The 22,550-nt window shown below is 63.4% G+C and carries 15 protein-coding genes; 8 read left to right on the forward strand and 7 right to left on the reverse strand.

All coding sequences use genetic code 11. From position 1 onward, the window contains the following. Nucleotide 1 precedes the first annotated feature (1 nt). From FAZ97_RS34675 to FAZ97_RS34690, 4 genes are all read left to right on the forward strand, one after another. Complete coding sequence (locus FAZ97_RS34675) at nt 2-895, forward strand: type 2 periplasmic-binding domain-containing protein (RefSeq protein WP_158763237.1); 894 nt, start codon at nt 2-4, stop codon at nt 893-895. 65 nt (nt 896-960) lie between these two features. Further along, nucleotides 961-2,904, forward strand: coding sequence for a hypothetical protein (locus tag FAZ97_RS34680; RefSeq protein ID WP_233271967.1), 1,944 nt, complete (start codon nt 961-963; stop codon nt 2,902-2,904). Nucleotides 2,905-3,180: 276 nt separating this feature from the next. Continuing rightward, nucleotides 3,181-3,684, forward strand: a complete 504-nt coding sequence (locus FAZ97_RS34685) for a hypothetical protein (RefSeq protein ID WP_158763238.1) — start codon at nt 3,181-3,183, stop codon at nt 3,682-3,684. A gap of 19 nt (nt 3,685-3,703) precedes the next feature. Then, the gene (locus FAZ97_RS34690; protein WP_158763239.1) at nt 3,704-7,840 is read left to right on the forward strand and encodes a hypothetical protein; all 4,137 of its coding nucleotides are present in this window, start codon (nt 3,704-3,706) and stop codon (nt 7,838-7,840) included. A gap of 55 nt (nt 7,841-7,895) precedes the next feature. On the opposite strand, the gene FAZ97_RS34695 is transcribed toward FAZ97_RS34690, so the two are convergent. The 3 genes from FAZ97_RS34695 to FAZ97_RS34705 all read right to left on the reverse strand — a co-directional run bounded on the left by FAZ97_RS34695 (nt 7,896) and on the right by FAZ97_RS34705 (nt 11,853). Beyond that, nucleotides 7,896-9,170 (reverse strand): MFS transporter, encoded by a 1,275-nt coding sequence (locus FAZ97_RS34695; RefSeq protein WP_158763240.1) that lies wholly within the window; start codon nt 9,168-9,170, stop codon nt 7,896-7,898. A gap of 125 nt (nt 9,171-9,295) precedes the next feature. Then, the gene (locus FAZ97_RS34700) at nt 9,296-10,732 is read right to left on the reverse strand and encodes an aldehyde dehydrogenase (NADP(+)) (protein ID WP_158763241.1); all 1,437 of its coding nucleotides are present in this window, start codon (nt 10,730-10,732) and stop codon (nt 9,296-9,298) included. 164 nt (nt 10,733-10,896) lie between these two features. Next, on the reverse strand, nt 10,897-11,853 hold the full coding sequence (locus FAZ97_RS34705; RefSeq protein ID WP_158763242.1) for a hypothetical protein: 957 nt from the start codon (nt 11,851-11,853) through the stop codon (nt 10,897-10,899). 744 nt (nt 11,854-12,597) lie between these two features. Between FAZ97_RS34705 and FAZ97_RS34710 the strand changes: the two genes are divergently transcribed. The 4 genes from FAZ97_RS34710 to FAZ97_RS35760 all read left to right on the forward strand — a co-directional run bounded on the left by FAZ97_RS34710 (nt 12,598) and on the right by FAZ97_RS35760 (nt 18,052). Next, on the forward strand, nt 12,598-13,623 hold the full coding sequence (locus FAZ97_RS34710; protein WP_158763243.1) for a porin: 1,026 nt from the start codon (nt 12,598-12,600) through the stop codon (nt 13,621-13,623). Nucleotides 13,624-13,926: 303 nt separating this feature from the next. Beyond that, nucleotides 13,927-14,931 (forward strand): helix-turn-helix domain-containing protein, encoded by a 1,005-nt coding sequence (locus FAZ97_RS34715; RefSeq protein WP_233271968.1) that lies wholly within the window; start codon nt 13,927-13,929, stop codon nt 14,929-14,931. A 352-nt stretch (nt 14,932-15,283) separates the two neighbouring features. Continuing rightward, nucleotides 15,284-16,420: a lactonase family protein gene (locus FAZ97_RS34720; protein WP_233271969.1), complete on the forward strand. Its 1,137-nt coding sequence runs from the start codon at nt 15,284-15,286 to the stop codon at nt 16,418-16,420. Between the two features lie 99 nt (nt 16,421-16,519). Then, a complete protein-coding gene (locus tag FAZ97_RS35760) occupies nt 16,520-18,052 on the forward strand; it encodes a methyl-accepting chemotaxis protein (protein WP_158763245.1) in 1,533 nt (510 codons plus the stop codon). Nucleotides 18,053-18,080: 28 nt separating this feature from the next. On the opposite strand, the gene FAZ97_RS34730 is transcribed toward FAZ97_RS35760, so the two are convergent. The 4 genes from FAZ97_RS34730 to FAZ97_RS34745 form a co-directional block, all read right to left on the reverse strand. Further along, nucleotides 18,081-19,244 (reverse strand): DegT/DnrJ/EryC1/StrS family aminotransferase, encoded by a 1,164-nt coding sequence (locus FAZ97_RS34730; protein WP_158763246.1) that lies wholly within the window; start codon nt 19,242-19,244, stop codon nt 18,081-18,083. A gap of 248 nt (nt 19,245-19,492) precedes the next feature. After that, nucleotides 19,493-20,749 (reverse strand): citrate synthase, encoded by a 1,257-nt coding sequence (locus FAZ97_RS34735; protein ID WP_158763247.1) that lies wholly within the window; start codon nt 20,747-20,749, stop codon nt 19,493-19,495. Between the two features lie 51 nt (nt 20,750-20,800). Continuing rightward, nucleotides 20,801-21,193 (reverse strand): VOC family protein, encoded by a 393-nt coding sequence (locus FAZ97_RS34740; RefSeq protein WP_158763248.1) that lies wholly within the window; start codon nt 21,191-21,193, stop codon nt 20,801-20,803. A 29-nt stretch (nt 21,194-21,222) separates the two neighbouring features. Further along, nucleotides 21,223-22,542, reverse strand: coding sequence for an MFS transporter (locus FAZ97_RS34745; protein ID WP_158763249.1), 1,320 nt, complete (start codon nt 22,540-22,542; stop codon nt 21,223-21,225). Between the last annotated feature and the right edge of the window lie 8 nt (nt 22,543-22,550).

Consider the following 22,550-nt stretch of genomic DNA (forward strand, 5'->3'; position numbering starts at 1 on the left):
AATGACTACGCTGACCGGGGTGCCGACGCTGCGCACCAATCTGGCCGAATATGCGGTAACAAAGGCCCTGCGCGACGGCCGGGTAAAATCGGATATCGTTACGCTAGATTTTTGCGGCCCCACGCCTGCCCACAACGGCTTCAAGGCGATGGTGCGCGAGAATGCTTTCGACGCGGGCGAACTCGCGATCGTCACGTTCCTGCAGGCCAAGGCTTACGGCAAGCCCTATGTGCTGCTGCCCACGCCGATCTCGGGCCGCTTCCAGCATCATTGCGCGGGCTTCAACATCGACTTCGGGCATCTCGACCCCAAGGACATCGAGGGCAAGAAGGTCGGCGTGCGGACCTATAGCCAGACCACGGCGCTGTGGATTCGCGGCATCCTGCGCCACGAATATGGCGTGGATCTCGACAAGGTCACGTGGATGACGCTCGGCGACGGCCACCTCGCCGAATACAGCGATCCGAACAACTGCCGGCGCTTGCCCGCAGGTTCGTCGATTCCGCAGATGATGCTCGACGGCGAACTCGCCGCCGCACTCCTCGGCGAAGACATGCCGAAGGACCCGCGCGTGCGCACGCTCGTGCCCGACGCGCAGGCGGCGGCGAAGACGTGGTTCGCGCGCGAAGGCGTGGTGCCGATCAACCATATGTTCGTCGTACACGAGCGGGTGTCGAAGGAACGACCGGACATCGTGCGCGAGATTTACCGCATGATCGCGGAAAGCCGCGCGCAAACGGAAGGCGGCGTGCCGGCCGTGTTCCCGCCGATCGGGCTCGAAGCGAACCGCAAGGGCATCCAGCTCGCCATCGACTGGGCGCTCGACCAGAAGATCATTCCGCACCGGCTTTCGGTGGATGAACTGTTCGACGATGTGACCGGCAGCCTCGGTTAATGCGTGTGTGCGTCGGCCGGAATACCGGTCGACGGTTAAAAGATTGCTGTGATGCGAACAAAAAAATGGAGACTAGTATTGTGCGTCCCTCGCTTCAGTTGAAAAAGAGTGTTCTGTCCTGCCTCGCCATCGCCTCGATAGCCGCCGTCGCCGCGTTCGTACCGGTAGCGGGCGCGGCCACCGCGACCAAGGGCGACTTGCTGATTTATCGCATCGGCCCGACGACCTCGGAACTCTATGTCGCCAATGCCGACGGCAGCGACGAGCACCGGCTGATTCCGTCCGACGGTTTCGACTATCACGGTTCGTTTTCGCCGGATGGCAAATGGATCGTGTTCACCTCGGAGCGTGACGGTCTCGGTCACGCCAGCCTCTATCGCGTGCGTGTGGACGGCACGGGCCTGCAACGTTTGACGGACTGGGTCGGCATTAGCGACGGCGCGGTCTACAACCCGGCCAATCCGAATGTGATCGCGTTCGTGTCGTCGCGCCGTGGCAAGTCCACTTACGGCACGACCAACATCTGGACGCTCAACATCAAGACCGGCGCGCTGCACAACGTGACCGGCAATATCCGGTTCGACCCGAACAAGCCGCACAGTTTCTTCCGTCCTTCGTGGTCGCCGGATGGCAAATGGATTGCGCTGTCGTCCGATATCGGCACTGACTGGCGCGGCCACAACCTGCCGGTCGGCTGGGAGCGCACCCAGGAGAGCAGCATCTACGAGATCCATCCGGACGGCACGGGCTTCAAGCAGATTACCGCGCACGCAGGCTTCGCCGAGGGCTCGCCTTCGTGGTCGGCGGACGGCAAGCACGTGGTGTTCTACGAAACCCCGGTCGAATCGACCTGGGGCGCGCACCGCCCCGAGGCCATCGGCAAGGTCAGCTCGCAGATCGTGGAAGTGGATGTGGCCACCGGCGAGCGCAAGGATCTGACGAACACGCCGGGATTCAAGGTATTCCCGCAATATGTGGGCGCGACCGACGTCGCGTATCACATCAAGAACGGCGAGCAGGAAGGCCTCTATACAACGGACGGTGCGTCGCGTGCCACGCCGGGCAGCGGCATTCGCTCGCCGCATTATTCCGCGGACGGCAAGAAGGTCGTCTACGAAAAGGTGGTGTACGGCAGGCCGTTCCACCCGAACGGCACGCCGCTCTACAGTTTCGACCCGCAATGGAACTATCGTTTCGTCGATGTGTTCCCGCAACTCTCGCGCGACGGCAAGTCGCTCGTGTACACGGAAAAGGCGGTCGGCTCGTCGATCGTGGTGGCGAATGCCGACTTCAGCGATGCGCGCCATATCTACGACCCGATGACGAGCGGCCTCGATCCGAAGCTGATCAAGATGGGACTGGCCGGCGCATTCCAGCCGACCTGGTCGCCGGACAAGCAATGGGTGGCCTTCGGTGTAGGCGGCTGGTTCTTCACGCGCAACCACATGCCGGGCCAGATCATGCGGATCAAGGCCGACGGCAGCATGGACGGCAAGCCGGAGGTGCTGACCGACGGCAAGGAGAACGCGGGCTTCCCGAGCTATTCACCTGATGGCACGAAGATCGTCTACCGCGTGTGGAGCGACACGGACAACGGCCTGCGCGTTCTCGACCTGGAGACGCACAAGACCACGGTCCTGACCACCGAGCCGGACAATCTGCCCGGCTGGTCGCCGGACGGCAAGAAGATCGTGTTCACGCGCAAGGAGGTCAATCCGAACGACCCCAACAAGTTCCACTACGACGTGTACACGATCAATCCGGACGGCACGGATGCGAAGCGTTTGACGCCGCAGGGTTCGAACCAGGCCCACGCGACCTGGACGTGGGACGGCCGCATTGCGTACAGCTCCGGAGAATATGGCTTCCGCGACGAGCTTTCGCTCTATGACGACACGTTCCAGCCCGACGGCCAGAACTGGGTGATGAATGCGGATGGCAGCGATCGGCATGCGATTACGGACACGCTGTGGGAAGATTCGATGCCGCTTTATATTCCCAAACAGTAAGGCTGTTTTTTAAGGTCAGGCAGATATTGAAAAAGCACCGCGTCTGGGCGCGGTGCTTTTTTTCGTTCTTCGCAACTTTCCGTGGAAGCGGTCGGTTTGGGCAAGGTAGAGCGTTTCAGGCGCAACGCGTATGACCGGCTATTTGAAGCCCTCGTGTAGACGTTAGTAAACATGATTCCATTGTCCAGCACTTGGCGAATGGCCAAACCGGATTCACCAATTGACGGCCTGTAGGCGAAAAGATAGATTGTTTTACTCCTGCGCGTACAACGCCGGATGCATGTCGATTGCCTGGCACTCGCCCCTGGAGAACAGGACATGGAAATCGTCACAACGATCGTGAGCGCGCTGGCTGCTGGCGCATTGGCGTCAATGAAGGACATCGGTTCCGATGCCGTCAAGACCGCCTACGGCAAGCTCAAGGATGCAATCATCGACCGCACGGGTCGCAAGGGCGCGATCGATTCATTAGAGGAAGATCCGTCGGACGACCGGCAGAAGGACGTGGTGTCGGCAGCCATCACCAAGGTCGGCGCCGACGCAGACCCCGAAGTGGCGCGGTTGACGCGCGAATTGAACGAACTGCTGGAGCGTCTCACGCCGGAGCAGCAACGCGTTGTTGGCGTCGAGATCGTCCGGCTCAAGGGTAATAACCTCAACCTGAAGGAAATCGAGTCGAGCGGCGACGGCGTCAAGGTGCACGACACCGACATGCGCGGCGACGTCACGATCGAAAACGTCAAGGCCGGCATCGGCGCCTCCAAAAAAAAAACTGAATGAGCCGCAGGACGGGGCCGCTGTGCCCGTCGCCGTCTCCGTAGCGCGCACCACTATCGGCGGAGATCTCACGGTTGTCTTCGGCATTCAGGCCGTACCCAGCCACTATCGCGGGCGGATTCTCCGTTTTATCGACTCTTACCTGGGCGACTCGGATGCGCCCATGCCCTTCGGCGGCAGAAATGGCGAGCTTGCCGCGCTCGACCACTGGCTCGCCGATCCCAAGGCACCGCGCAATTTGCTGCTGACCGCCCCTGCGGCCCGCGGAAAGAGCGCGCTGCTGGTGCACTGGATCGACTCGCTGGATCGCGCGGCGTGGTCGGTCGTGTTCGTGCCGATCTCCATTCGTTATGAAACCAATCGCCCCGATGTCTTCTTCGGCGCGCTTGCGCATGCGCTCGCGTCGATGCTCGATGCGCAGCTGCCGATTCCCGCTGGCGATCCGGCGCAGTTCTATCGCGACACCGTCATGGAATGGCTTTACGCGTGGCCGGATAAGGCGCCGTCATGCGTGGTGGTGCTCGACGGCCTCGACGAGGCGACCGGCTGGCAACTCGACACCACGGTGCTGCCGTCGAAGCCGCGCGCAAATCTGCGCATCGTCGTGTCGGCACGCGAGATGGCGAACACCGATGCGCAGGACTGGGAGCAGCGCGTCGGCTGGACCAGCGAGCGCGCCAAAGTCGAGCGCATGCGACTCGGTGCGCTTGGGCGCGACGATGTGCACGAGCTGTTGCGAGCGGTCGCGATCGCCGGCCCCGCCAACTACCTCGAGGACTTGCGCGACGAACTGTATCGCCTGAGCGGCGGCGATCCCCTCCTGCTCCAGCTTTACGTCAGCGATGTGCTGGAGGAGCAGAAACAAGGCCGTCTCACCGACGTCGATAGCCTCAGTAAAGCGACGCCCGGTTTCGCGGCTTATTTCGGCGGCTGGATGCGCCTGCAGCGTAGCGTCTGGGATGCATCGAAACGAACGTTCGACGATAAATTGATCAAGGCATGCCTTGCGATACTCTCGGTGTCCGCCGGACCCTTGCGGCACGACGATCTCGCCGGCCTCGTTCCCGGCGTGATCGCCGGCGACGCCTTCATCGACGCGGACACGCTGGAGCCGATCCAACGGTTCATCGTAGGCGACGGTGCGGAGCACGGCTATGCGTTCGCGCATCCCAAGTTCGGCATATACGTGCGCGAGGAATACCTGCAACTGGGACCGTGGATCGGTGCTGCGGAGCAGGCGTTCGTCGAATGGGGCCGGCGTGTGGTGCGCGAGGTCAACGACGGCACGCGCGCGCCTGCGGACGTGCCGTTTTACTTGCTGAGTTTCTATTTTCTCCACCTCAAGCAGGCTCACGCCACGCTCGACGACTGGGAGGCGCTTACGCGCGACGGTTGGCGGCGTGCGTGGGATGAAGTCGAGGACGGCGCGGAAGGATTCGCGCGTGACGTCCTCGAAGTGCTCCGGCAGGCGCGTACGGTCGCGCTCGGTGCGCAGTCCGTCGCGGCATTGGGCGTGCTCGTGCGCTGCACGCTCATACTCTCGTCGCATCTCGCGCGCGGCTCCAACGTGCCGGATGAACTCCTCGCGGCGGCAGTGCGAACGGGCGTGCTGACCTTGCACACGGCGACCACGATGGCGCGCATGCGATACGAGCCGAAGGAGCGCGCAGAAGCGCTGGCCGGCGTTGCCGAGCATGCGCCGCCTGACGCGCGCGAGGCGCTTTTCGTAGAGGCGATCAAAACGGCGGCCAGGCTGGATGACCCGGAGGAACGGAGCGCCGCCCAGCTCAAGGTGCGGATGCGGAAATACCAAAGCGGAGGGGAACTCTCTTCGGACGATTTGCAAGAACTGTTAAAGGCGAAAAACCTGCCCGGTATACAGGCGCTCATGCGCGCATGGCCGAGCCTCGCCCCGCAAGACCGGAACAACGTCGAACAGGCAACGTTCGATTCTCTCGCGGCGAGCCTCAACAGCTATGACGCGAAAAAAACGCTTCGCACGCTGCTCAGCGATTTGCCCGAATCGTGGGTCGAGCGGATTTTCGACATGATCGTCGAAGGGAAAACGGCGGGATACAAGGCGCTCGAGGCACAGGTCGCGCCGCGTTTGCCGGAGCATCGGCTGCGAGACGTGTTGTATCTCGCGTTCCCTTATGTTTACTTCCTCGACGAGAACAAGATGGAGACGCTGTACGAAGTGGGGCGGCGCGCGGATCCTCAGTTGCGCTGCGACGCACTCGCGAGAATCGAATCGATCGCCAGGTACGAGACGAGCGTAACCATGAAAGACGACTTCTCGTCGCAAGCGCACTGGACCGCCGATACTTCACGAGTGCCATCGAGCGCGTCGCTCATGGCTGTGCTGCAACTGGCACCCACGCCGGCGCGGCTCGAAGCGCTTATCGCCATGCTGCCTTTTCTCGGTGCGGAGGATGCCCGTATCGCGTTGGCCGAGATCATTTATCGCATAGACCTTGTTCCCGAGAAGGATCCGTCGGGACAGCCTCGAATGGCTTCGATTATCAAGGCGCTTTTGATAGCCGCACCGGACACCCTAGCCGACGAGATCGTGAAACTGCTGCAATCGCCCGCAGTCGACGCCGATTTCGTCGAGGCGCTGCTTAAGCGGCTTTCGGGGCAAGGAATTGAGCGTGCCGCTATCCGCTATCCGTGCGCGCCCGAGGACTTGATCGCCGAAGCGCGATGGGATCGAGTCACGACGAGCGAGGTCCGCTCGCTCGTGAACGCGCGCATGAATATCGCCGACGGTGCCACAGTGGTGTTCCTGGAGGCCGCCGCGTCGCGGCACTTGCCGGACGACCGCGCGCAGTTGTATGGCCGCGCTATTCGTTGGCTTCTCGATGTGAGCATTACGGGCGACAAAACCGAAGTGCTCAGAGTCCTTGCGCCGGTCATGGCCACGGACGATTTTCTGAGGGTCATCAACGCGGCCGGATCCAATGCGGTGGCCTGGGTCCGCGCGTTGGCCCCTTCTCTGCCCGAACCGGCGTTGTCAGCAGCCCTCGATGCCGTGTCCGCCATGCCGGCCGCCGATCGTTTGACGGCTGTCGTGGCACTCGCGCCGCGTTTCGCACAGCACACGAGAATCGCCGATGAATTGCCTGAGGCGATCGCTGCAGTGGCGGAGCAAAGCAAGTACGACTGGGATGAAGAGGCATTGGCTGCCTTGCATTCGATGTCCAGCGAACAGCTAACCCGCGTCGCGCAACGGGCGAAAAGCCTGGAGACGAATAGCCTCGCATTGCGCGTTCTGGTGGTGGAGGCGCTGACCATTGACGCGATCCGGCTATCAGAGCTTGAACCTCTGCTCGAGGAACTCGGCGCACTTCAGGCCCGGGACCGGGCCAAGGACCCGCGCAGCGCTTCGATTGTCGCCCAGAGTACCCTGCGATTGGCTCGTGCAATTCGGACATGGGACTGCGAGGCCGGCGCGGTGGCGCACAAGCTGCTGGAAATCGCTCTGGGAATTGAGCGGCCCGTGGAGCGCGCTGGCATTTTGTTTGCGTTGCTGGAGTCGGCCAGGCTTAACGAGGAGGCTTCGCGCCGCGCGCGTCGCGAAGCCGTGCTGTCGCTCGAATCGGCGCAAGAGGCGCCACCCGACGCCGGTGACCTCACCGCGGTCGCGAAATGCGTGATGGCCGCAAGACGAGTATTGCTGCCAGAAGAGAGTGGTGCCCTTTACGCAAAATTGATCGGAGAACTCGATGCGCAGAGCGTCGGTGAACGCATCAAAACGTTAGCGGAACTGCTCCGCGAGCATCCGGACGAGCAGATCATCGACCGAACCCGATCGACGGTCACCGCATTGCTCCTCCTCGTTTTGCCGGACCTTGCCCAGGAGTTCAGAGAAGACATCGGCGACCTCGTTGGCCAGGCGATCACGCAACTGGCCGCCGCCGATTTCACGCGCGGCGAAGACGATATATTCAACTCTTTCATCGCAGGTGTGCTGGCGCTGGAGCAGCCCGTTCGCTGGCGCTTCATGGTAACCATGGCGACCTTGGGGGCCTTCGCGCCGCGCCGCGAATTCATCGAAATCGTCGGCCGGTTAGGTGAGTTCCTCAAGGAAATCGGCACGGCGGCATTCCTGCGTCAAGTCATAGAGACCGTATGGGAGATCGAACGCTGGTATCCGTGAACGCGGAATAGGCCCGGCTGCGCCAATGACTGAAGCCAACTGTGAAGAACCGTTTTTAATGGCTGCCGGCGGTGTCGTTGACCTTCGGCGCCCACTTCCGCCGCATCAGCACCATCGTGCTCGTTGCACCCAGCAGCAAGAAAACGAAGACAGCCATCATGGCAAGTGTGTAATCGCCCTTGCCAACATAAAGCAACCATCCAGACAAGCTGGCGGAAACACCGCCCGCGAGACTGGTGGCGACCTGCTGCAGCCCGGTGTTCAACCCGACGGCGGGCTTGGGAATCAGCGTGAGCTTGCACAGCGCCAGATTATTGGCGGTCGCGAGGCCCAGGAGCGACAGCGAGAGCACGTTCCAGAAAAGCGCCATGCCAGGCGAGCGTGTGTACGCGCCGAGCAGCACCGTCGTGCCGCCAATGAATCCCGCGAAGATAAACGCTTTGCGCACGACAACGGCGTCTTTGCCGCGCGCGATCATACGGTCTGCCAACCAACCCGCGAAAGCGGCGACAAGCGCAATGCCGGCGAAACTGAAAAACGTATAAATGCCGGACTTCTCCAGCGAGAGGCCGCGCTGCTCGACCAGATAGGCCGGCATCCAGGTCATGCAATAGAACGCGAAATAGCTGTAGCAGAAGTTGTTGACCAGGCCGCCCCACACCACGGGGCTCGCGAGCAGATTGCGAAGCGGCACGGACGAAGCGCGCCTCACGGCCGCCGTCAATTCCTCGCGCGAGGGGTAGTCGTTCTTGACCATGATGAGCCAGGGCACCATCCACACAAGGCCGACGAGCCCTGTCACGACGAACATCGCCTTCCACGAATACGCGACGATCATCCACGCCGCAATGGGTGCGCCGAGCGCGGGGCCCATCTTGCCGCCAATCGAAAAGATGCCAAGCGCTGTGCCTTTCTGGGTTTCCTCGAAGTGGTTCGCGAGGTAGCGATAGGTTGCGGGCACAACGATGGCTTCGGCGAGACCGATCAGCAGGCGCATGACGATCAGCGCGGAAAGCGTCGTGACGAGCCCCGTGGCCGCCGCCGCGAGGCACCAGATCACGAAGCAGATCGAGTAGGGCCGCTTCACGCCGTAGCGGTCGACGATCCAGCCCATGGGCATCTGTGCGAGCCCATAGGACCAGAACACCGCCGAATTGAGCCAGCCGCGCTGCACGCTCGACAGCGAAAACTCGTGCACGAAGGTTTTGTCCGCGAGCGCGGCCGACAAGCTCGTGCGATCGACAAACGAAATCAGCAGGCCGAGTGAGAGCAGGATCAGAATGCTCCACGGGTTCTCGGCTGCTGGCTGTTTGACCTGGCAGGTGTCCATTGGCGTTGCGCCTCCTTTGCGGTATCTCGGGAACGGGGCGCGGTCGCCGCACCGCTGCAATGGAACGGTTGGCGGCGACCGTACTCGTCCAGTCAGTCAGTTTTCCAATGCCATGCCGCGCGTTCTCAACAGGGTTGCCCGGCGCGTGCGCTGAGCCACGCGGGGGCGCTCTGCAGCGCGACCGGCCGCAGAAAGCGCTCCAGCGCTTCGTAGCCGACCGAGGTCGTGAACGGTTGCGTCGATGCGGGCCACGGGCCGCCATGCTGCTGACTGCGCGTCACGGCCACACCGGTCGGCACGCCGCTAAAGAGCACGCGCCCCGCGATCTGCGTGGCGCGGCGCGCGACGCGGCGCACGTCGGGCGTGTCCTCGTCCGCGCCCCACAACGTCACGGTCAGGCTGCCGCCGATCGCGCCCAGCACGTCGACGATTTCATCGGTCGAACCCACGCGCACGATCAGGCAGGCAGGGCCGAAAATCTCTTCGTGCAGCGCGGGCGTGGCGATAAAGTGCTTCGCGCTCGTGCGCGCGAGCACCGGGCGTGGCGGCGCCGTTTCATCGTGATCGGCGCTGCCGGCGAGCAGGGTCTGCACGCCAGGTGTGCCGAGCAGGCGCGCCACGCCCGCGTCGAAAGTGCGCTTCATGGCGGGGGTGAGCATGCGATGCGTCGGCTTTTCGCGCAGTTCGTCGCGCAGCGTATCTTCGAAGCGTTGCGCATCCGCGCCTTCGAACAGGACGACGAGGCCCGGGCTCGTGCAGACCTGGCCGCAGCCGAATTCGATCGACGCCGCGAGCGTTTGCGCGAGCGCCTGCGCCTGGGTGGCGAGCGCGGCCGGCAGCGCGACGACCGGGTTGATCGAGCCCAGCTCGCCATAGAACGCAATGGGCCGCGCCCGCGCATTCGCGAGACGCCACAGCGCCGCGCCGCCCTTGAACGAGCCCGTGAACGCCACGGCCGCGATGTCGGGGTGATTGACCAGTTCGGTGCCCACCTCGATGCCCGCACCTTCCACCATGCCTAACAGCGCGGCGGAGAGTCCCTGCCCGGCGATGACCGCGCGCGCGAGTTCGAACACCTTGCGCGAGAGCTTCGGGTGGCCCGGATGCGCCTTGACGACAACAGGGCAGCCCGCCGCCAGTGCGGAGGCGGTGTCCCCGCCGAGCACCGAGAACGCGAACGGAAAGTTGCTGGCGGAGAACATCGCGACCGGGCCGAGCGGGATACGCACGCGGCTCAGGTGTGGACGTCCGGCGGGCGGAGCTTCGGCAAGCGCCGGGTCGTCGGTCAGGGCGAACGCATGGCCCGCCTCGACGTAATCGGCGAAGCCATTGAGCTGAAAGCGCGTACGGTCGATTTCGCCATGCAGCCGCGCGCTGCCGAGCGAGGTTTCCTCGGCGGCGATGCGTACGAGCGTCTCGCGCTCGATGTCGAGCGCGCTGGCCAGCGCGCGCAACAGCAACGCACGCGTGCGAGCGGAAGACTGGGCCCAGTCGTCGGCGATGTAGGCTGACGCCGTAACGGTCGTGTGGATGTGCGCGGCGCTATGGTCTTGAATCTGCATCAGTACTCCAAAGGAAGGGAACAACCCGAAATCGCGTGTCGATGCATCCGGCGTCTCCAGGCGCCGCGCTAGGGATTAAAAAAGCTGCACCCTAAAACGCATCAAGCGGCCATGCGCAACCCGCGAGACGGGTCGCCCATAGCCGCTTTCGCGAGGCAAACGGATCAGAAGTGAATTTCAGCCTGGAGCATCGGCACCGAAGTGATGGTTCCCGGGGCCGCGTGTGTCGGCGTGCCGTACATGTGATACCAGTACTCGTAGCCCAGACCGGCGTACAGAACACGCGGATGCCCCGCGAACGAGCCGAGGTCGGCGAGCAGCGCCATGCGCGTGAGGAACTCGGTCGTGGTTTCCACGCCGAAGCCGTCGCGTCCCTTCGGTCCGGTCACGCTCGCGAAGCCGCGGAACATGAGCGGCACGGGGCCGACGCGGAACGGATAAAGCCACGAACTCTCCACGTGCCATGCGGTGTTGAAGCGCACGTCGACGCCCGAGATGCCGTTGTGATTGCTTTCCGTGCGTATGCCGGCCGTGAGGTTCCAGTAGCCATGCGGGATCGCGAATTCGACCGTCGGCCCGACCACGAGCATGCGCGCACGCTCGGAGTAGGCGTCGTTCTTCACGCCGAACTCATAGCCGACCGTCAAGCCGTAGTCGCGAATCGGGCCAATGCCGAGATAGCGGCCGAAGATCTTGCCGGCGCTGAACTGGACGCGCCCGACGCTATACACCTCTTGCGCGCCGCCGCTTTGCGGACCGCCCGATTCCGGATTGGCCGCGTTCGACACGAGGTAATCGACGTTGAACGCGTAGCTGCCGAACCGGAATCCGCCGATTGTCGTGAGGTAGCCGATGTTCTGCATCACCGTCGAATCGATGCCGGGATAGTGAAAGTCGGTGCCCCAGCGATAGCCGATGAACGTGTCGTTCCAGATGGCGGGCGGTTCGTCGGCCTGGCCGACGGTTTGGGGCGGTGCGGCGCCGTTCGGGACTTCCTGGCGCTCTGGCGGCGCGGAAGAGTTCGGTGCGGTAAAGACCTCGGCGTGGGCGAACTGCGCCAGGCAGCAAAACAGGGCAGCGCCAAGAGCAGGCGCACGCAAGGCTAGCGTTAGGCTTTTCATGTCTCCATCCAGACTCTATTTATGTTGATGTCTTCGACCGGGGCGCGTAGCCGCATGGCGACTGCCGATTCGGTCGCACCGCCCGCCCTGGCTGCATGGTTGAACCATCCGGCACAGGAAAACGCTGTTACGGTGGTCAGGAATATAAGTGGCGCGTTGGCGCTTGCCTCTACACAAAAATGAGATTCGCTGGCACTTTTTGCTGACGCGACGAAAGTTTTTTCGGCGCAACCGTGTTCGAAGCCGGCGCGCGCTTGAAAAAATGCAAGCGAACCTGCGTTTTGTGTAGGGACGCGCGCGCCATCGTCCCCTACGCTTGATCCACAAGACAGACCGCGCCCTCCACGGCCAGGTGTTTATCCCTGGTCATCGAGAAGCGAAGTCCGAAAAGGAGACAGCGTTGACCGGAAAGAATCCTCTGGCTGTGGGTATCTTCTTTGGCGCCGCGCCGCCGCGCGCATACGCCTTCTGCTTCGCATCGCCGCGCGCTGGTCTAGCACGGTTCCATCAAGCTCTATTCCCGATTTATCTCGACGCTTCTCGCATGGAACGCCACGTTCAGCGCGAGTGACGACGCGAGCGTATTGCGCGAATTCGCTCGTTCCGTGCCTTTGGTTTCTTCAATCAATCAGGTATACGAACGATCGATCGATCTGCAGTATCGAATGCGCAAACATGCGGATTCTCTAACCCGTGCCATTAAAGACGGGAGTTAAACCAATAAAATTTCATCATGGAGACAGAATGGAAAGGTCAGTGATTTCCTTGTCGGGCGTGGCCGCCGCGTGTTGTATCAACGTGGCGCATGCGCAGTCGTCCGTCACGCTGTATGGCGTCATCGACAATGGGATCGAATATCAGAACGCCGGCTCGGGTTCCGTGGTGCGCGCGGTTTCGGGTGGTCTCTTTGCGAGCCGCTATGGCTTGAAAGGCAGCGAGGACATTGGCGGTGGCATTCACGTCAATTTCCAGCTCGAACAGGGTTTTAACGGTGTGACGGGAGCCGCGTCGAATGCGGCTGAAGCCTTCAATCGTCAGGCCTGGGTGGGATTTTCGGGCGCATTCGGTGAAACGCGCTTCGGCCTGCAAAACACGCCACAGTACATTTTCATGAACCCCGAGCTCGATCCGCTCGCGGTCATGAGCATCGCTTCGCCGATGAACAACTTCAACAGCCTCACCGTTCGGGTCAACAATGCAGTTTCGTATTTCACCCCAACGGTTTATGGGCTGACCGCGCAGTTCATGGTTGCAATGCGCGACTCGACAACCAAGCCGAGCAACGGACTGCAGTTCTATAACGCGGCCGTGCGCTATACGAACGGGACGTTCCGCGCGGCGGCCGGCTACGAGCAGGCTGCGAATGCGGCAGGCACGTCGACGCTGAAAGTGTTCAATGCTGGTGCGTCGCTCGGCGTTGGCGCGGCCCGCTTCTATCTCGCGTATCACACGGAGCGGCAGACCGATAACAGCGTCAAGCGCGACGTCTACGAAGCCTCCACGTCGTACCGCATCGATCCGGCCAACCAGGTCGCGCTGCTTTACGGCTATGCGCACGACCGCACCGGGAACGGCAACAACGCCCAGCAAATCGGCCTGAATTACGAGTATTACTTCTCGAAGGCGACCACGCTGTATGCGTCGGCCGGCTTTATCCAGAACCGCAACAAGGCCCAGTTCACGCTCAACGGAACCGCGTATGGCGGCGTCGCGGGCGCGCCGGGCGCCGACACGCGCGGCGTGGTGCTCGGTCTCGTCCATACGTTCTGATGATGGCGGCGCGGGTGCCAGCCCACGCGTGCCCGGATTCGGGTAAGCCGCAGGTCGCGGTTTGCCCGAAGGTATGAAAAAATCTCCGCCTTTGCGCAAGACGCCTGTTGCGCATCTTGTTGTCTCGACAACGATCGAGCGTCCCCTCCGTTGTGTCGGCCGCGCTGAACGTGCCCTAGCGTTCGCGTATCATCGTTGTGCTTTTGTCCGGTCACCCTGGCTTGCGATATATTGTCCATTCCATGCGCCGGATGAAGACGTCGTACCTTCGTCCAGAAAAAAATGAAATTCAGGCGGACACTCGTGCCGGAAAACCAGGGCGCGAACTCTGAATTTCAATGGCGACCGGCCCGACCCGGCCGCCAAGGAGACTTTATGACACACACCGCCATGGCTAATGACCCACGCCACCGCGACGGCAAAGCCAGATTGAAGCGAACCACCGTACCCAAAGTCCGCTTGTACGTTGAACGGCCCGAGAGACAAAACTGGTTCGTGCACGTCGGGCACGTGACCGACCGGGGCCGCTGGCGCACCGAACCCCACGCGCACCCCGCCTATGGCCAGGTCATCTTCGTGCGCAGCGGCCGCGGCGTGATGAATCTCGAAGGCAGCGCAGTCCCGTTCGAAGCGCCATGCGCGCTGCTGTTGCCGACCGAATGCGTGCATGGCCTCGACTACGAGATCGACGTGGACCGCTGGGTAGTGACGATCGAAGTGGCATATCTGGCGCAGGTGAACGGGAAACTGCGGGACTTCATTCAACTGTGGACGTCGCCGCGCATGATCCCGCTCGGCGAGATGGCCGACGGCGGCGAGCAGTTCTACAGCATGGTGCAAAGCCTCAAGCAGGAGTCGGAATCCAGTGCTGTTGGCCACGTGATCGGCACCGAGGCCTTGCTCACGACGCTGCTGCTCATGCTCGTGCGCGAGGCGCGCCTGGACCAGCCCGGCAGCGAAGGCGAAACGCGCAATAACGTCAGGCTCGTCGACCGTTTCCGCAAGCTGATCGACCAGCACTATCGCGAGGACCTGGCGCTGCAGGACTATGCGTCGATGATGGCGGTGTCCCTCGTGCAACTGCGTGCGGCTTGCGCGTCGGCCGGTGAGCAGAGCCCTACGAAGATGATCCGTGCGCGCATCATTACCGAGGCGAAGCGCAATCTCATCTTCGGCGAAATGTCGGTCGAGCAGATCGCCTTCGGCCTCGGCTTTGCGGATGCCGCCTATTTCACGCGGTTTTTCCGCCGCGAAGTCGGCGATACGCCAAGCCAGTTCCGCGTTACGGCCCGGGCCCAAACGCAGTAGCGAGTCCCGCCACGCCCACTGTCGCTCGTTTGCGCCCCAATGCGTGGCGCAATAAGGGTGCGCATCAGAAAAGTGCTGGCGAACCCTCCTTTTGTGCAGGGACACGCGCGCATGCATCCGCTACGCTTGATCTGCGCGCTTGCCTTGCGGGCGCCCGTCACGCACGGGCGCCCTTGACGCCCTCATCGTGGCGTCGCGAGCGCGTGAGCGGCCCGGAGACGCCGCTCGCCGCCGCAGTCCGCCGCACGCAGCCTGGCCGCGTGCCGGGGGGCTCGCACAATAACACTCATATTGCGTCCGTTCACCGACTATGGTTCAGTGCTTCCCCAAGCGTTTTGCCCTGCGGCGCCGAATGACGGCGGCGTTCATTCCGCTCGTGCTCTCGACTGCTTTTCACAGTGCGCCTGGCAGCGCCACGACACCCGCGGCCGGAGCGCCAACCGAACTCGTTTATGTGGGCACGCAGGAGCGCGAGATGCGGGCGCTGCGCTTCGATACGTCGAGCGGCAAGCTCACGATGATCGGCGCGGTGGGCGCGGGCCCGCGCTCGACGTGGGTCACGACCAACCCGCGGCTGCCGGTGCTCTACGCAGTCGATGACGACAACTCGCGCGAAGGCAGCGTGACCGCCTATGCCGTCGATCGCGAGAGCGGCATGCTCGCCAGAATCAACGAAGTCGCAACGGGCGGCAGCGGGACCACGAACCTCTCGCTGGACCTGCCCTCGATGACGCTGCTGGCGGCCAACTATGGCGGCGGTTCTGTATCGAGCGTCGCCGTGAATCACGACGGCAGTCTCGGCGCCCGCACCTCGACGGTCAAGGAGACGGGTTCGGGCCCGACGCGCCGGCAGGCGAGCGCGCATGCGCACAACGCCGTGGTCGACCCCTCGGGCCACTACGCGCTCGTGCCGGATCTCGGCGCGGATCGCGTTTTCGTGTATGGCTTCGATCGCGCCACGCGCACGCTCACGCCCGCTGACGGCGCGAGCGCGCACCAGTTCGTCTTGCCGCCGGGCAGCGGTCCGCGCCATCTGGCATTCGGTGCGAGCGGGAAGTACGTTTATCTGCTGACCGAACTGAGCGCGCAGATCATGGTGCTGCACTGGGACGCCTCGCAAGGACAGTTGACGCTCGTGCAAACGGTAGAGACCACGAGCCCCGAATTCCAGGGCGTGAAGAGCGGAGCCGAAGTGGCCGTGAGCGCCGACGGGCGTTTCGTCTATGTGGAGAATCGCGCCGAAAACGCGCTGATCGTGTACCGCGTCGACCAGGCGTCGGGCGAGCTGACGCAGATTCAACGCACGTCGTCGGGCGGCGAGAAGCCGTGGGGCTTCGGGATCGATGCGTCGGGCAAGTGGCTGCTCGTCGCCAACCAGCGCAGCGGCAAGGTCAACGTCTTCGGCATCGATACCGCCACGGGCCTGGTGTCGGACACCGGGCAGTCGGCCGAAGTGCCGACGCCGGTCGCCATTGCGTTCGTGAAATGACGTGAGGGGCGGTGCGACGCGCCGCCCTTGCCGGGATACGCAGACCCGCGTATCCATTGTTATTCGAACTCCTAATAGAACAGCAAGCTCGGGGTGGTCATGAAGCTGGTCCATCAACTCCCGCTGGCGTTGGGCGCCGCGCTGCTGGCCGCGTCGGCGGCGGGCGTATTCGGTATCGCCGAAATGAACAGCGCGGCAGATGCGTACGCACGCCTGATCGGCGTGGACGGCGCACAGGCGCGCCAGGTATCCGAGGCGATGGTTGCGTTCAAGAACCAGGTGCAAAACGGCAAGGACATCGTGCTGCGCGGGAAGAATCCTGCCCAGTTCGACAAGTACTGGATCGCGTTCCAGAAGTTCGAAGAGGCGTGTCAGGGCACGACCCAGGCGCTCGCGCGTGAACTGCCGCCAGGCGAGGCGCGCACGAAGATCGAGCGTTTCAATGCGTTGCATGCGCAAATGGGCGCCGCGTACCGCAAAGCGATCGACCGCTTCAAGGCCTCGGGTTACGACACGGCGGTCGGCGACCTCGCGATGGATGGCCTCGATCGCGAGCCGGTGATCCTGCTGCGCGAGACCGGCGCCAGGATCGTCGAGCAGACCACCGCCGCAGCCGCGCGAGCGAAAAGCCTGCAGCGTCGCGCGATGCTTGCCAGCGTCGTTGCGATGGCGCTTACCGTGCTGGCGGGGGTGGCCGGCGCGGTCATGTTCTCGCGCACGATCACGCGCAAGCTTGGCGGCGAGCCGGACGATGCGCGTGCCGCCGCGCGCGAGATCGCCACAGGCAAGCTCGATATCGACCTGCATGTGCGGCCAGGCGACACCGAGAGCCTCATGGCCGCGATGCGCACGATGGTCAACTCGCTCACCGGGATCGTCGAGCAGGTGCGTAATGGCAGCGAGGCGATCGCGACCGGCTCTACGCAGATTGCTTCAGGCAACGCCGATCTGAGCCAGCGCACGGAATTGCAGGCTAGCGCGCTGCAGGAAACCGCAGCGTCGATGGAGCAGTTCAGCGCGACCATACGGCAGAACGCCGAAAACGCGCACGCGGCGCGCGAGCTGGCCACGGGTGCTTCGTCGATCGCGGCGCAGGGGGGCAAGGTCGTCAATCAGGTTGTCGAGACCATGAAGGGCATCGACGAAAGTGCGCGCAAGATCGCGGACATTATCGGCGTGATCGAAGGCATCGCCGCGCAAACCAATATTCTCGCAATCAATGCGGCCGTGGAAGCGGCGCGCGCGGGGGAGCAGGGCCGCGGCTTTGCGGTCGTTGCCAGCGAAGTGCGCGGGCTCGCGCAGCGCAGCGCACATGCCGCGAAGGAAATCCAGGCGCTGATCGTGGACAGTGTCGCGCGCGTGGAGTCAGGCTCGACGCTTGCCGGCGAGGCGGGAGCGACGATGAGCCGTATAGTCGAGGCAATTCATCGCGTGACGGCCGTCGTCGGCGAGATCAGCCGGGCCAGCGCCGAGCAAAGCGTTGGCGTCCAGCAGGTGGTGGCCGCTGTCGGACAGATGGATCAGACCACGCAGCAGAATGCGGCGCTCGTCGAGGAAAGCGCCGCCGCCGCCGAGAGTTTGAGGCAGCAGGCGGCGTGGCTCGTCGAGTCGGTAACGAAATTCCGTCTATGACGGGCAATCGCTCGTTACTTAGACATGCTTATTTTGAAAATTCCACGCAGATTTCGTTGACCGCCTCGCACACGCGCACCACATCGGCTTCGGTCATCTGCGTGAAGAGCGGCAGCGTGACCGTGCTTGCGCCGAAGCGCTCCGCGTGCGGGAACATGCCCACCTTGAAACCGCGTTCGCGGTAGAGCGTGAAGAGGTGGATGGCGGGATAGTGTGCGCCCGAGCCAATGCCGCGCTCTTTCAGCTCACCCATGAAACCCGCACGGTCGATTGCGAGCTTGTCGAGCGGCAGTGTGATCTGGAACATGTGCCAGTTGCTGTTGGCGAAATCGGCGAGCGGCAGACCCATGCCGAGCTTCACCGCCTCGCTGCCCTCGAAACCCGAGAAGTAAGCTCGCGCAAGCGCGTGGCGCTGGCGCGTGAAGCGCTCGATATGCTTGAGCTGGCCGAGCCCGACGCGCGCCGCGACATCGGTGAGATTGTACTTGCCGCCGAGCACTTCGCAGTCCATGCCGTCGAAGCCGGTGCGCGTGATGCCCTGCAGGCGGTACTTCTGCGCGAGCACGGCCTCGGCTTCGTCGTTGAGGACGAGCGCGCCACCCTCGATCGACGTGAGGTTCTTGTTGGCGTGGAAGCTGAACGAAACGATGTCGCCGATCGCGCCGATGCGCTTGCCGTTCCAGCTCGAGCCGAATGCCTGCGCGGCGTCCTCGATCACGCGCAGCTTGTGCTGGCGGGCGATCGCGTAAAGGCGGTCCATATCGACGGGCAGGCCCGAGAGGAAGACCGGGATGATGGCTTTCGTCTTCGGCGTGATGGCGGCTTCGAGCTTGTCGAGGTCGATGTTGCGCGTGACGGGATCGATGTCGACGAATACGGGCGTGGCTCCGACTTCGTAAATCACGTTGCTGGTGGACACCCACGAAGCGGGCGTGGTGATGACTTCGTCGCCGGGACCCACGCCTGCAATGCGCAGCCCGATTTCGAGCGTGGCGGTGCCGGAGTTGAAGGTACGCACAGGACGGCCGCCGCAGTATTCGGAGAGCGCCGCCTCGAACGCCTGGTTCTGCGGGCCGGTCGTGATCCAGCCCGAGCGCAGCACGTCGGCGACACCCTGGATGGTTTCTTCGTCGATTTCGGGGCGCACGAACGGCAGGAACGGGAGCGATGACTGCGGAAATGACTGGGCCATGGGCGCGTGAATCCTTTCTGGTCGAAGTTGCGGCGCAGAGCATACAGCAGCTCGCGACGCGTTGCGAGACGTTCACGGGATTATTTCGCCTGCATCGCACGCACAAGAAATTGTGCAAGCGATTCGCACTTTCGTCCAAAGCCAGGCAGCGATTTATCGGGTACGCTTATTTTCAGTATTGATTTGGATGACTAAGCATTGGAAGCGGCGAGCATGCGCGAAGGACGACTTGCCGCTTCGCAAGCTCCTCAGCGCACCACGGACTTGAATACGCGGTTCTTTTCGAGCGTCGCCGCGTCGGGCGTTTTGGCGTTCTCTTCCGGGCTCGCGGCGGCGGTGGCGTCTTCGAGCGCGGGTCCGGTGTAGCGGCCACGCGGGCGGATGACCTTGCCCACCCTGAGCTGCTCGATGCAATGCGCGAGCAGCCCCACGCTGCGCGCGGTGGCGAAGAGGGCGAACGAGGCGTCGCGCGGCAGCTTCAGTTGCGCGGCGAGCGTGGCGAGCGCCACGTCGATATTCGGCTTGAGGCCCGTGAGCGCCACGACCTTCTCGATGAAGGAGCCGATCTCCGCGGGTGGGGCCAGTACGTCCAGCAGGGCGTCTGCGCGCGGGTCGCCATCTGGGTAGAGATGGTGCCCAAACCCCGGGATGGGAATAGCCGACTGCAAATGATGGGCGACGACATGCTCCGCGCCGAGCCGGCCCACGTCGTCGAACACCGCGCGCACGCGGCCCGATGCGTCGCCGTGCAGCGGGCCGGAGAGCGTGGCGAGCCCTGTGAGCAGGCAGCCCGGCAACGACGCGCCTGTGGACGCCGTAATGCGCGCGGCGAACGCCGAACTGGTGATCTCGTGGTCGGCCACGAGCACCATGGCGCGGCGGATCAATTCCGCGCCCTCGCTGCTCTGGCCCCAGCCTAGCGCGAGGCGCTCGTGAACCGGCGGCGCGGCGGCGTTTGTCGATGTCTCGCAGCGCGCGCCGAATGCGTGGGCGATGACGGCTACGAGCCGACCCGCCTCGACGTGTAACGCCGTGTCGGTGCGCCCAAGCGTGGAATGGCCGCGCGCCGCGATGGCCGCAAGCGATGTGAAGGCGCATTCGCGGCCGCGCTCGTCGCCTTGCAGGCGCACATCGGCGGCTTCGAACGTCACGTCCGCGCGCGCGTTCCAGAGCAGCGTGGCCACGTCTTCGAGCGTGGCCGTCTGCGCCATGGCGATGCTGTCGCGTCCCCGGTAATACGGGCGGCCCTTCGAGAACGTGGTGATGCTGCTGTAAATGCACGGCTCCGCGCCGAAGATCGTGCTCGCGGCGAGCGCCTCGCGCTTGCGGCCCACCTGCTTCTTGCGGCACAGGCTGGCGACGTCTTCGGCGCGGTAGAGGCTCTTGCGCGGGTCGTGCGGGTCGGGCATGACCGCGATATTGCCGCGGCTTGCGTATGCGTAGACGGTCTGCGCCTGTACGCCGAGTTGTCGGGCGGCTTCGCTCAGGGTGATCCAGTTTGGCATGGCAGGGCAGACGGGGCAGTACGGATATTCAGCGGCAATATTGACGGTTTTTCAGCGAAATGTCATCTCGGCGGGCTTCCGCTCTAGCACTTCGATAAGAATCTCGCCCGGTGCGCGCACGAAGCAGGCGCGCACGCCCGCGCGAATGGGCTTCACAGGTTCGACGATTTCGGCTTGGTGGCGCACGAGATGCGCGAAAGCTGCGTCGAGATCGTCCACCACCACGCCGAAATGATCAATGCCTTCCGGGCGCGCGGCATGCGTTTGGCGTGCGGCGCTCTCACCCGCCAATTGCGTGATGAACAGGTTGATTGCGCCGATACGCAGATCCACGCGGCCTGGCCTGCGGACGATTTCGGCGTTCAGGCAGCGTTCGAACCATGTTGCGGTGGCCTCTGCGTTTGCCGAGCAGAGCTGGAGATGGTCCCACTTGAATTCGATCATGCGTTTTTCACCACGTGTGTATGCGAGTGTCAGAGTTCGATGCGCGAGAGCTTGCCGAGCAGCAGCGAATACGAGAGCGTGCCAAGCAGGCAGATCGCGCCCATGAGGTTGAGCGCCCAGTAGAAGTGGCCGGTATGTTGCGTGATATAGCCGATCATGAGCGGCGTGGTGACGCCTGCGATGTTGGCAGCGAGGCTCGTGATACTGCTCGTGAGGCCCACGTATTGACGCGGCGCGATTTCGGAAACGGCGGCCCACGACATGGAGCCAATGCCCTGCGCGAAGAAGGCCACGGTGAGAATGGCGATCACGACTTCGTTCGACTCGACGAAATTCACGAGCACGATCGAAGCGCCCAGCATCGTGCCGATGATGAGCGGCGCCTTGCGCGCAGCCGAGATCGACACGCCGCGCCGGATGAAGAAGTCCGAGAGGAAGCCTGCGGAGAGAATGCCGATCGTCGCGCCAATGAAGGGCATCGCCTGGAAAATACCCACCTTGATCATCGACATGTGACGGGCTTCGATCAGGTACGTCATGAACCACGTCGTGAAGAAAACGAGCAGCGTGTTGTTGCAGAACTTGCCGAGGCAGATGGCAAGAATCTGGCGGTAGCTGAGCAGCTTGAGCGCCATGCGCCAGTCGAACTTCTCGCGCGGCTTGCGCGCGGTAGCCGTTACGCCTTCGTTGATGTATTGAAGCTCCGCGGCATTGACCGAGCCATGTTTGTGCGGGTCGCGATACAGGCGATACCACACCATGCTAAAGAGAATGCCGAAGCCGCCCGTCACGAAGAACACGGTGCGCCAGCCATAGGCCGAGGAAATCCACAGCAGCAAGCCAGTGAAGAGCGGTGTGCCCACGTACTGCCCCATCACGTACACGCTCGTGGCGAAGCCGCGTTCCTGCGCGGGAAACCACAACGTGACGGCGCGCGTGTTGGAGGGGAAAGCGGGGGCTTCGAGCGCGCCCATGGTCAGGCGCGAGCCGAGCAGCATGTGATAGCCGCTCGCGAGGCCCTGTGTGAGCGTGGCGATCGACCAGCCCACGAGCGAGAGCGCATAGGCCACGCGCGAGCCGAGCACGTCGGTGAGAATGCCGCCAGGCAGGAGCGCGATCGAATAGGCGAGGCCGAACGCCGCGAACAGCTCGCCCATCTGCATCTTGTTGAGCGCGAGATCTTTCGAAAGGCCGGGCGCGACGATCCCCAATGCCGAGCGGTCGACGAAGTTGAGCACGGTTGCCACGAGCAGCATCGAGAGCACGAAGTACCGCACCCTGGAGCGCTTCGCACTATCGGCGTATGCCGGGGTTTGCCCGGGCAGGACTTGTTCCTCTGCAACTTTCATCGGTGTCT

The organism is Paraburkholderia acidiphila, assembly GCF_009789655.1.
Classification (GTDB): Bacteria; Pseudomonadota; Gammaproteobacteria; order Burkholderiales; family Burkholderiaceae; genus Paraburkholderia; species Paraburkholderia acidiphila.

Excerpts from the sequence above, each read along its gene's own strand:
- FAZ97_RS34675 (WP_158763237.1), top strand. The coding sequence starts at position 2 with ATGACTACGCTGACCGGGGTGCCGACGCTGCGCACCAATCTGGCCGAA.
- FAZ97_RS34680 (WP_233271967.1), top strand. The coding sequence starts at position 961 with ATGGAGACTAGTATTGTGCGTCCCTCGCTTCAGTTGAAAAAGAGTGTT.
- FAZ97_RS34685 (WP_158763238.1), top strand. The coding sequence starts at position 3,181 with ATGCATGTCGATTGCCTGGCACTCGCCCCTGGAGAACAGGACATGGAA.
- FAZ97_RS34695 (WP_158763240.1), bottom strand. The coding sequence starts at position 9,170 with ATGGACACCTGCCAGGTCAAACAGCCAGCAGCCGAGAACCCGTGGAGC.
- FAZ97_RS34700 (WP_158763241.1), bottom strand. The coding sequence starts at position 10,732 with ATGCAGATTCAAGACCATAGCGCCGCGCACATCCACACGACCGTTACG.
- FAZ97_RS34705 (WP_158763242.1), bottom strand. The coding sequence starts at position 11,853 with ATGAAAAGCCTAACGCTAGCCTTGCGTGCGCCTGCTCTTGGCGCTGCC.
- FAZ97_RS34710 (WP_158763243.1), top strand. The coding sequence starts at position 12,598 with ATGGAAAGGTCAGTGATTTCCTTGTCGGGCGTGGCCGCCGCGTGTTGT.
- FAZ97_RS34720 (WP_233271969.1), top strand. The coding sequence starts at position 15,284 with ATGACGGCGGCGTTCATTCCGCTCGTGCTCTCGACTGCTTTTCACAGT.
- FAZ97_RS35760 (WP_158763245.1), top strand. The coding sequence starts at position 16,520 with ATGAAGCTGGTCCATCAACTCCCGCTGGCGTTGGGCGCCGCGCTGCTG.
- FAZ97_RS34730 (WP_158763246.1), bottom strand. The coding sequence starts at position 19,244 with ATGGCCCAGTCATTTCCGCAGTCATCGCTCCCGTTCCTGCCGTTCGTG.
- FAZ97_RS34735 (WP_158763247.1), bottom strand. The coding sequence starts at position 20,749 with ATGCCAAACTGGATCACCCTGAGCGAAGCCGCCCGACAACTCGGCGTA.
- FAZ97_RS34740 (WP_158763248.1), bottom strand. The coding sequence starts at position 21,193 with ATGATCGAATTCAAGTGGGACCATCTCCAGCTCTGCTCGGCAAACGCA.
- FAZ97_RS34745 (WP_158763249.1), bottom strand. The coding sequence starts at position 22,542 with ATGAAAGTTGCAGAGGAACAAGTCCTGCCCGGGCAAACCCCGGCATAC.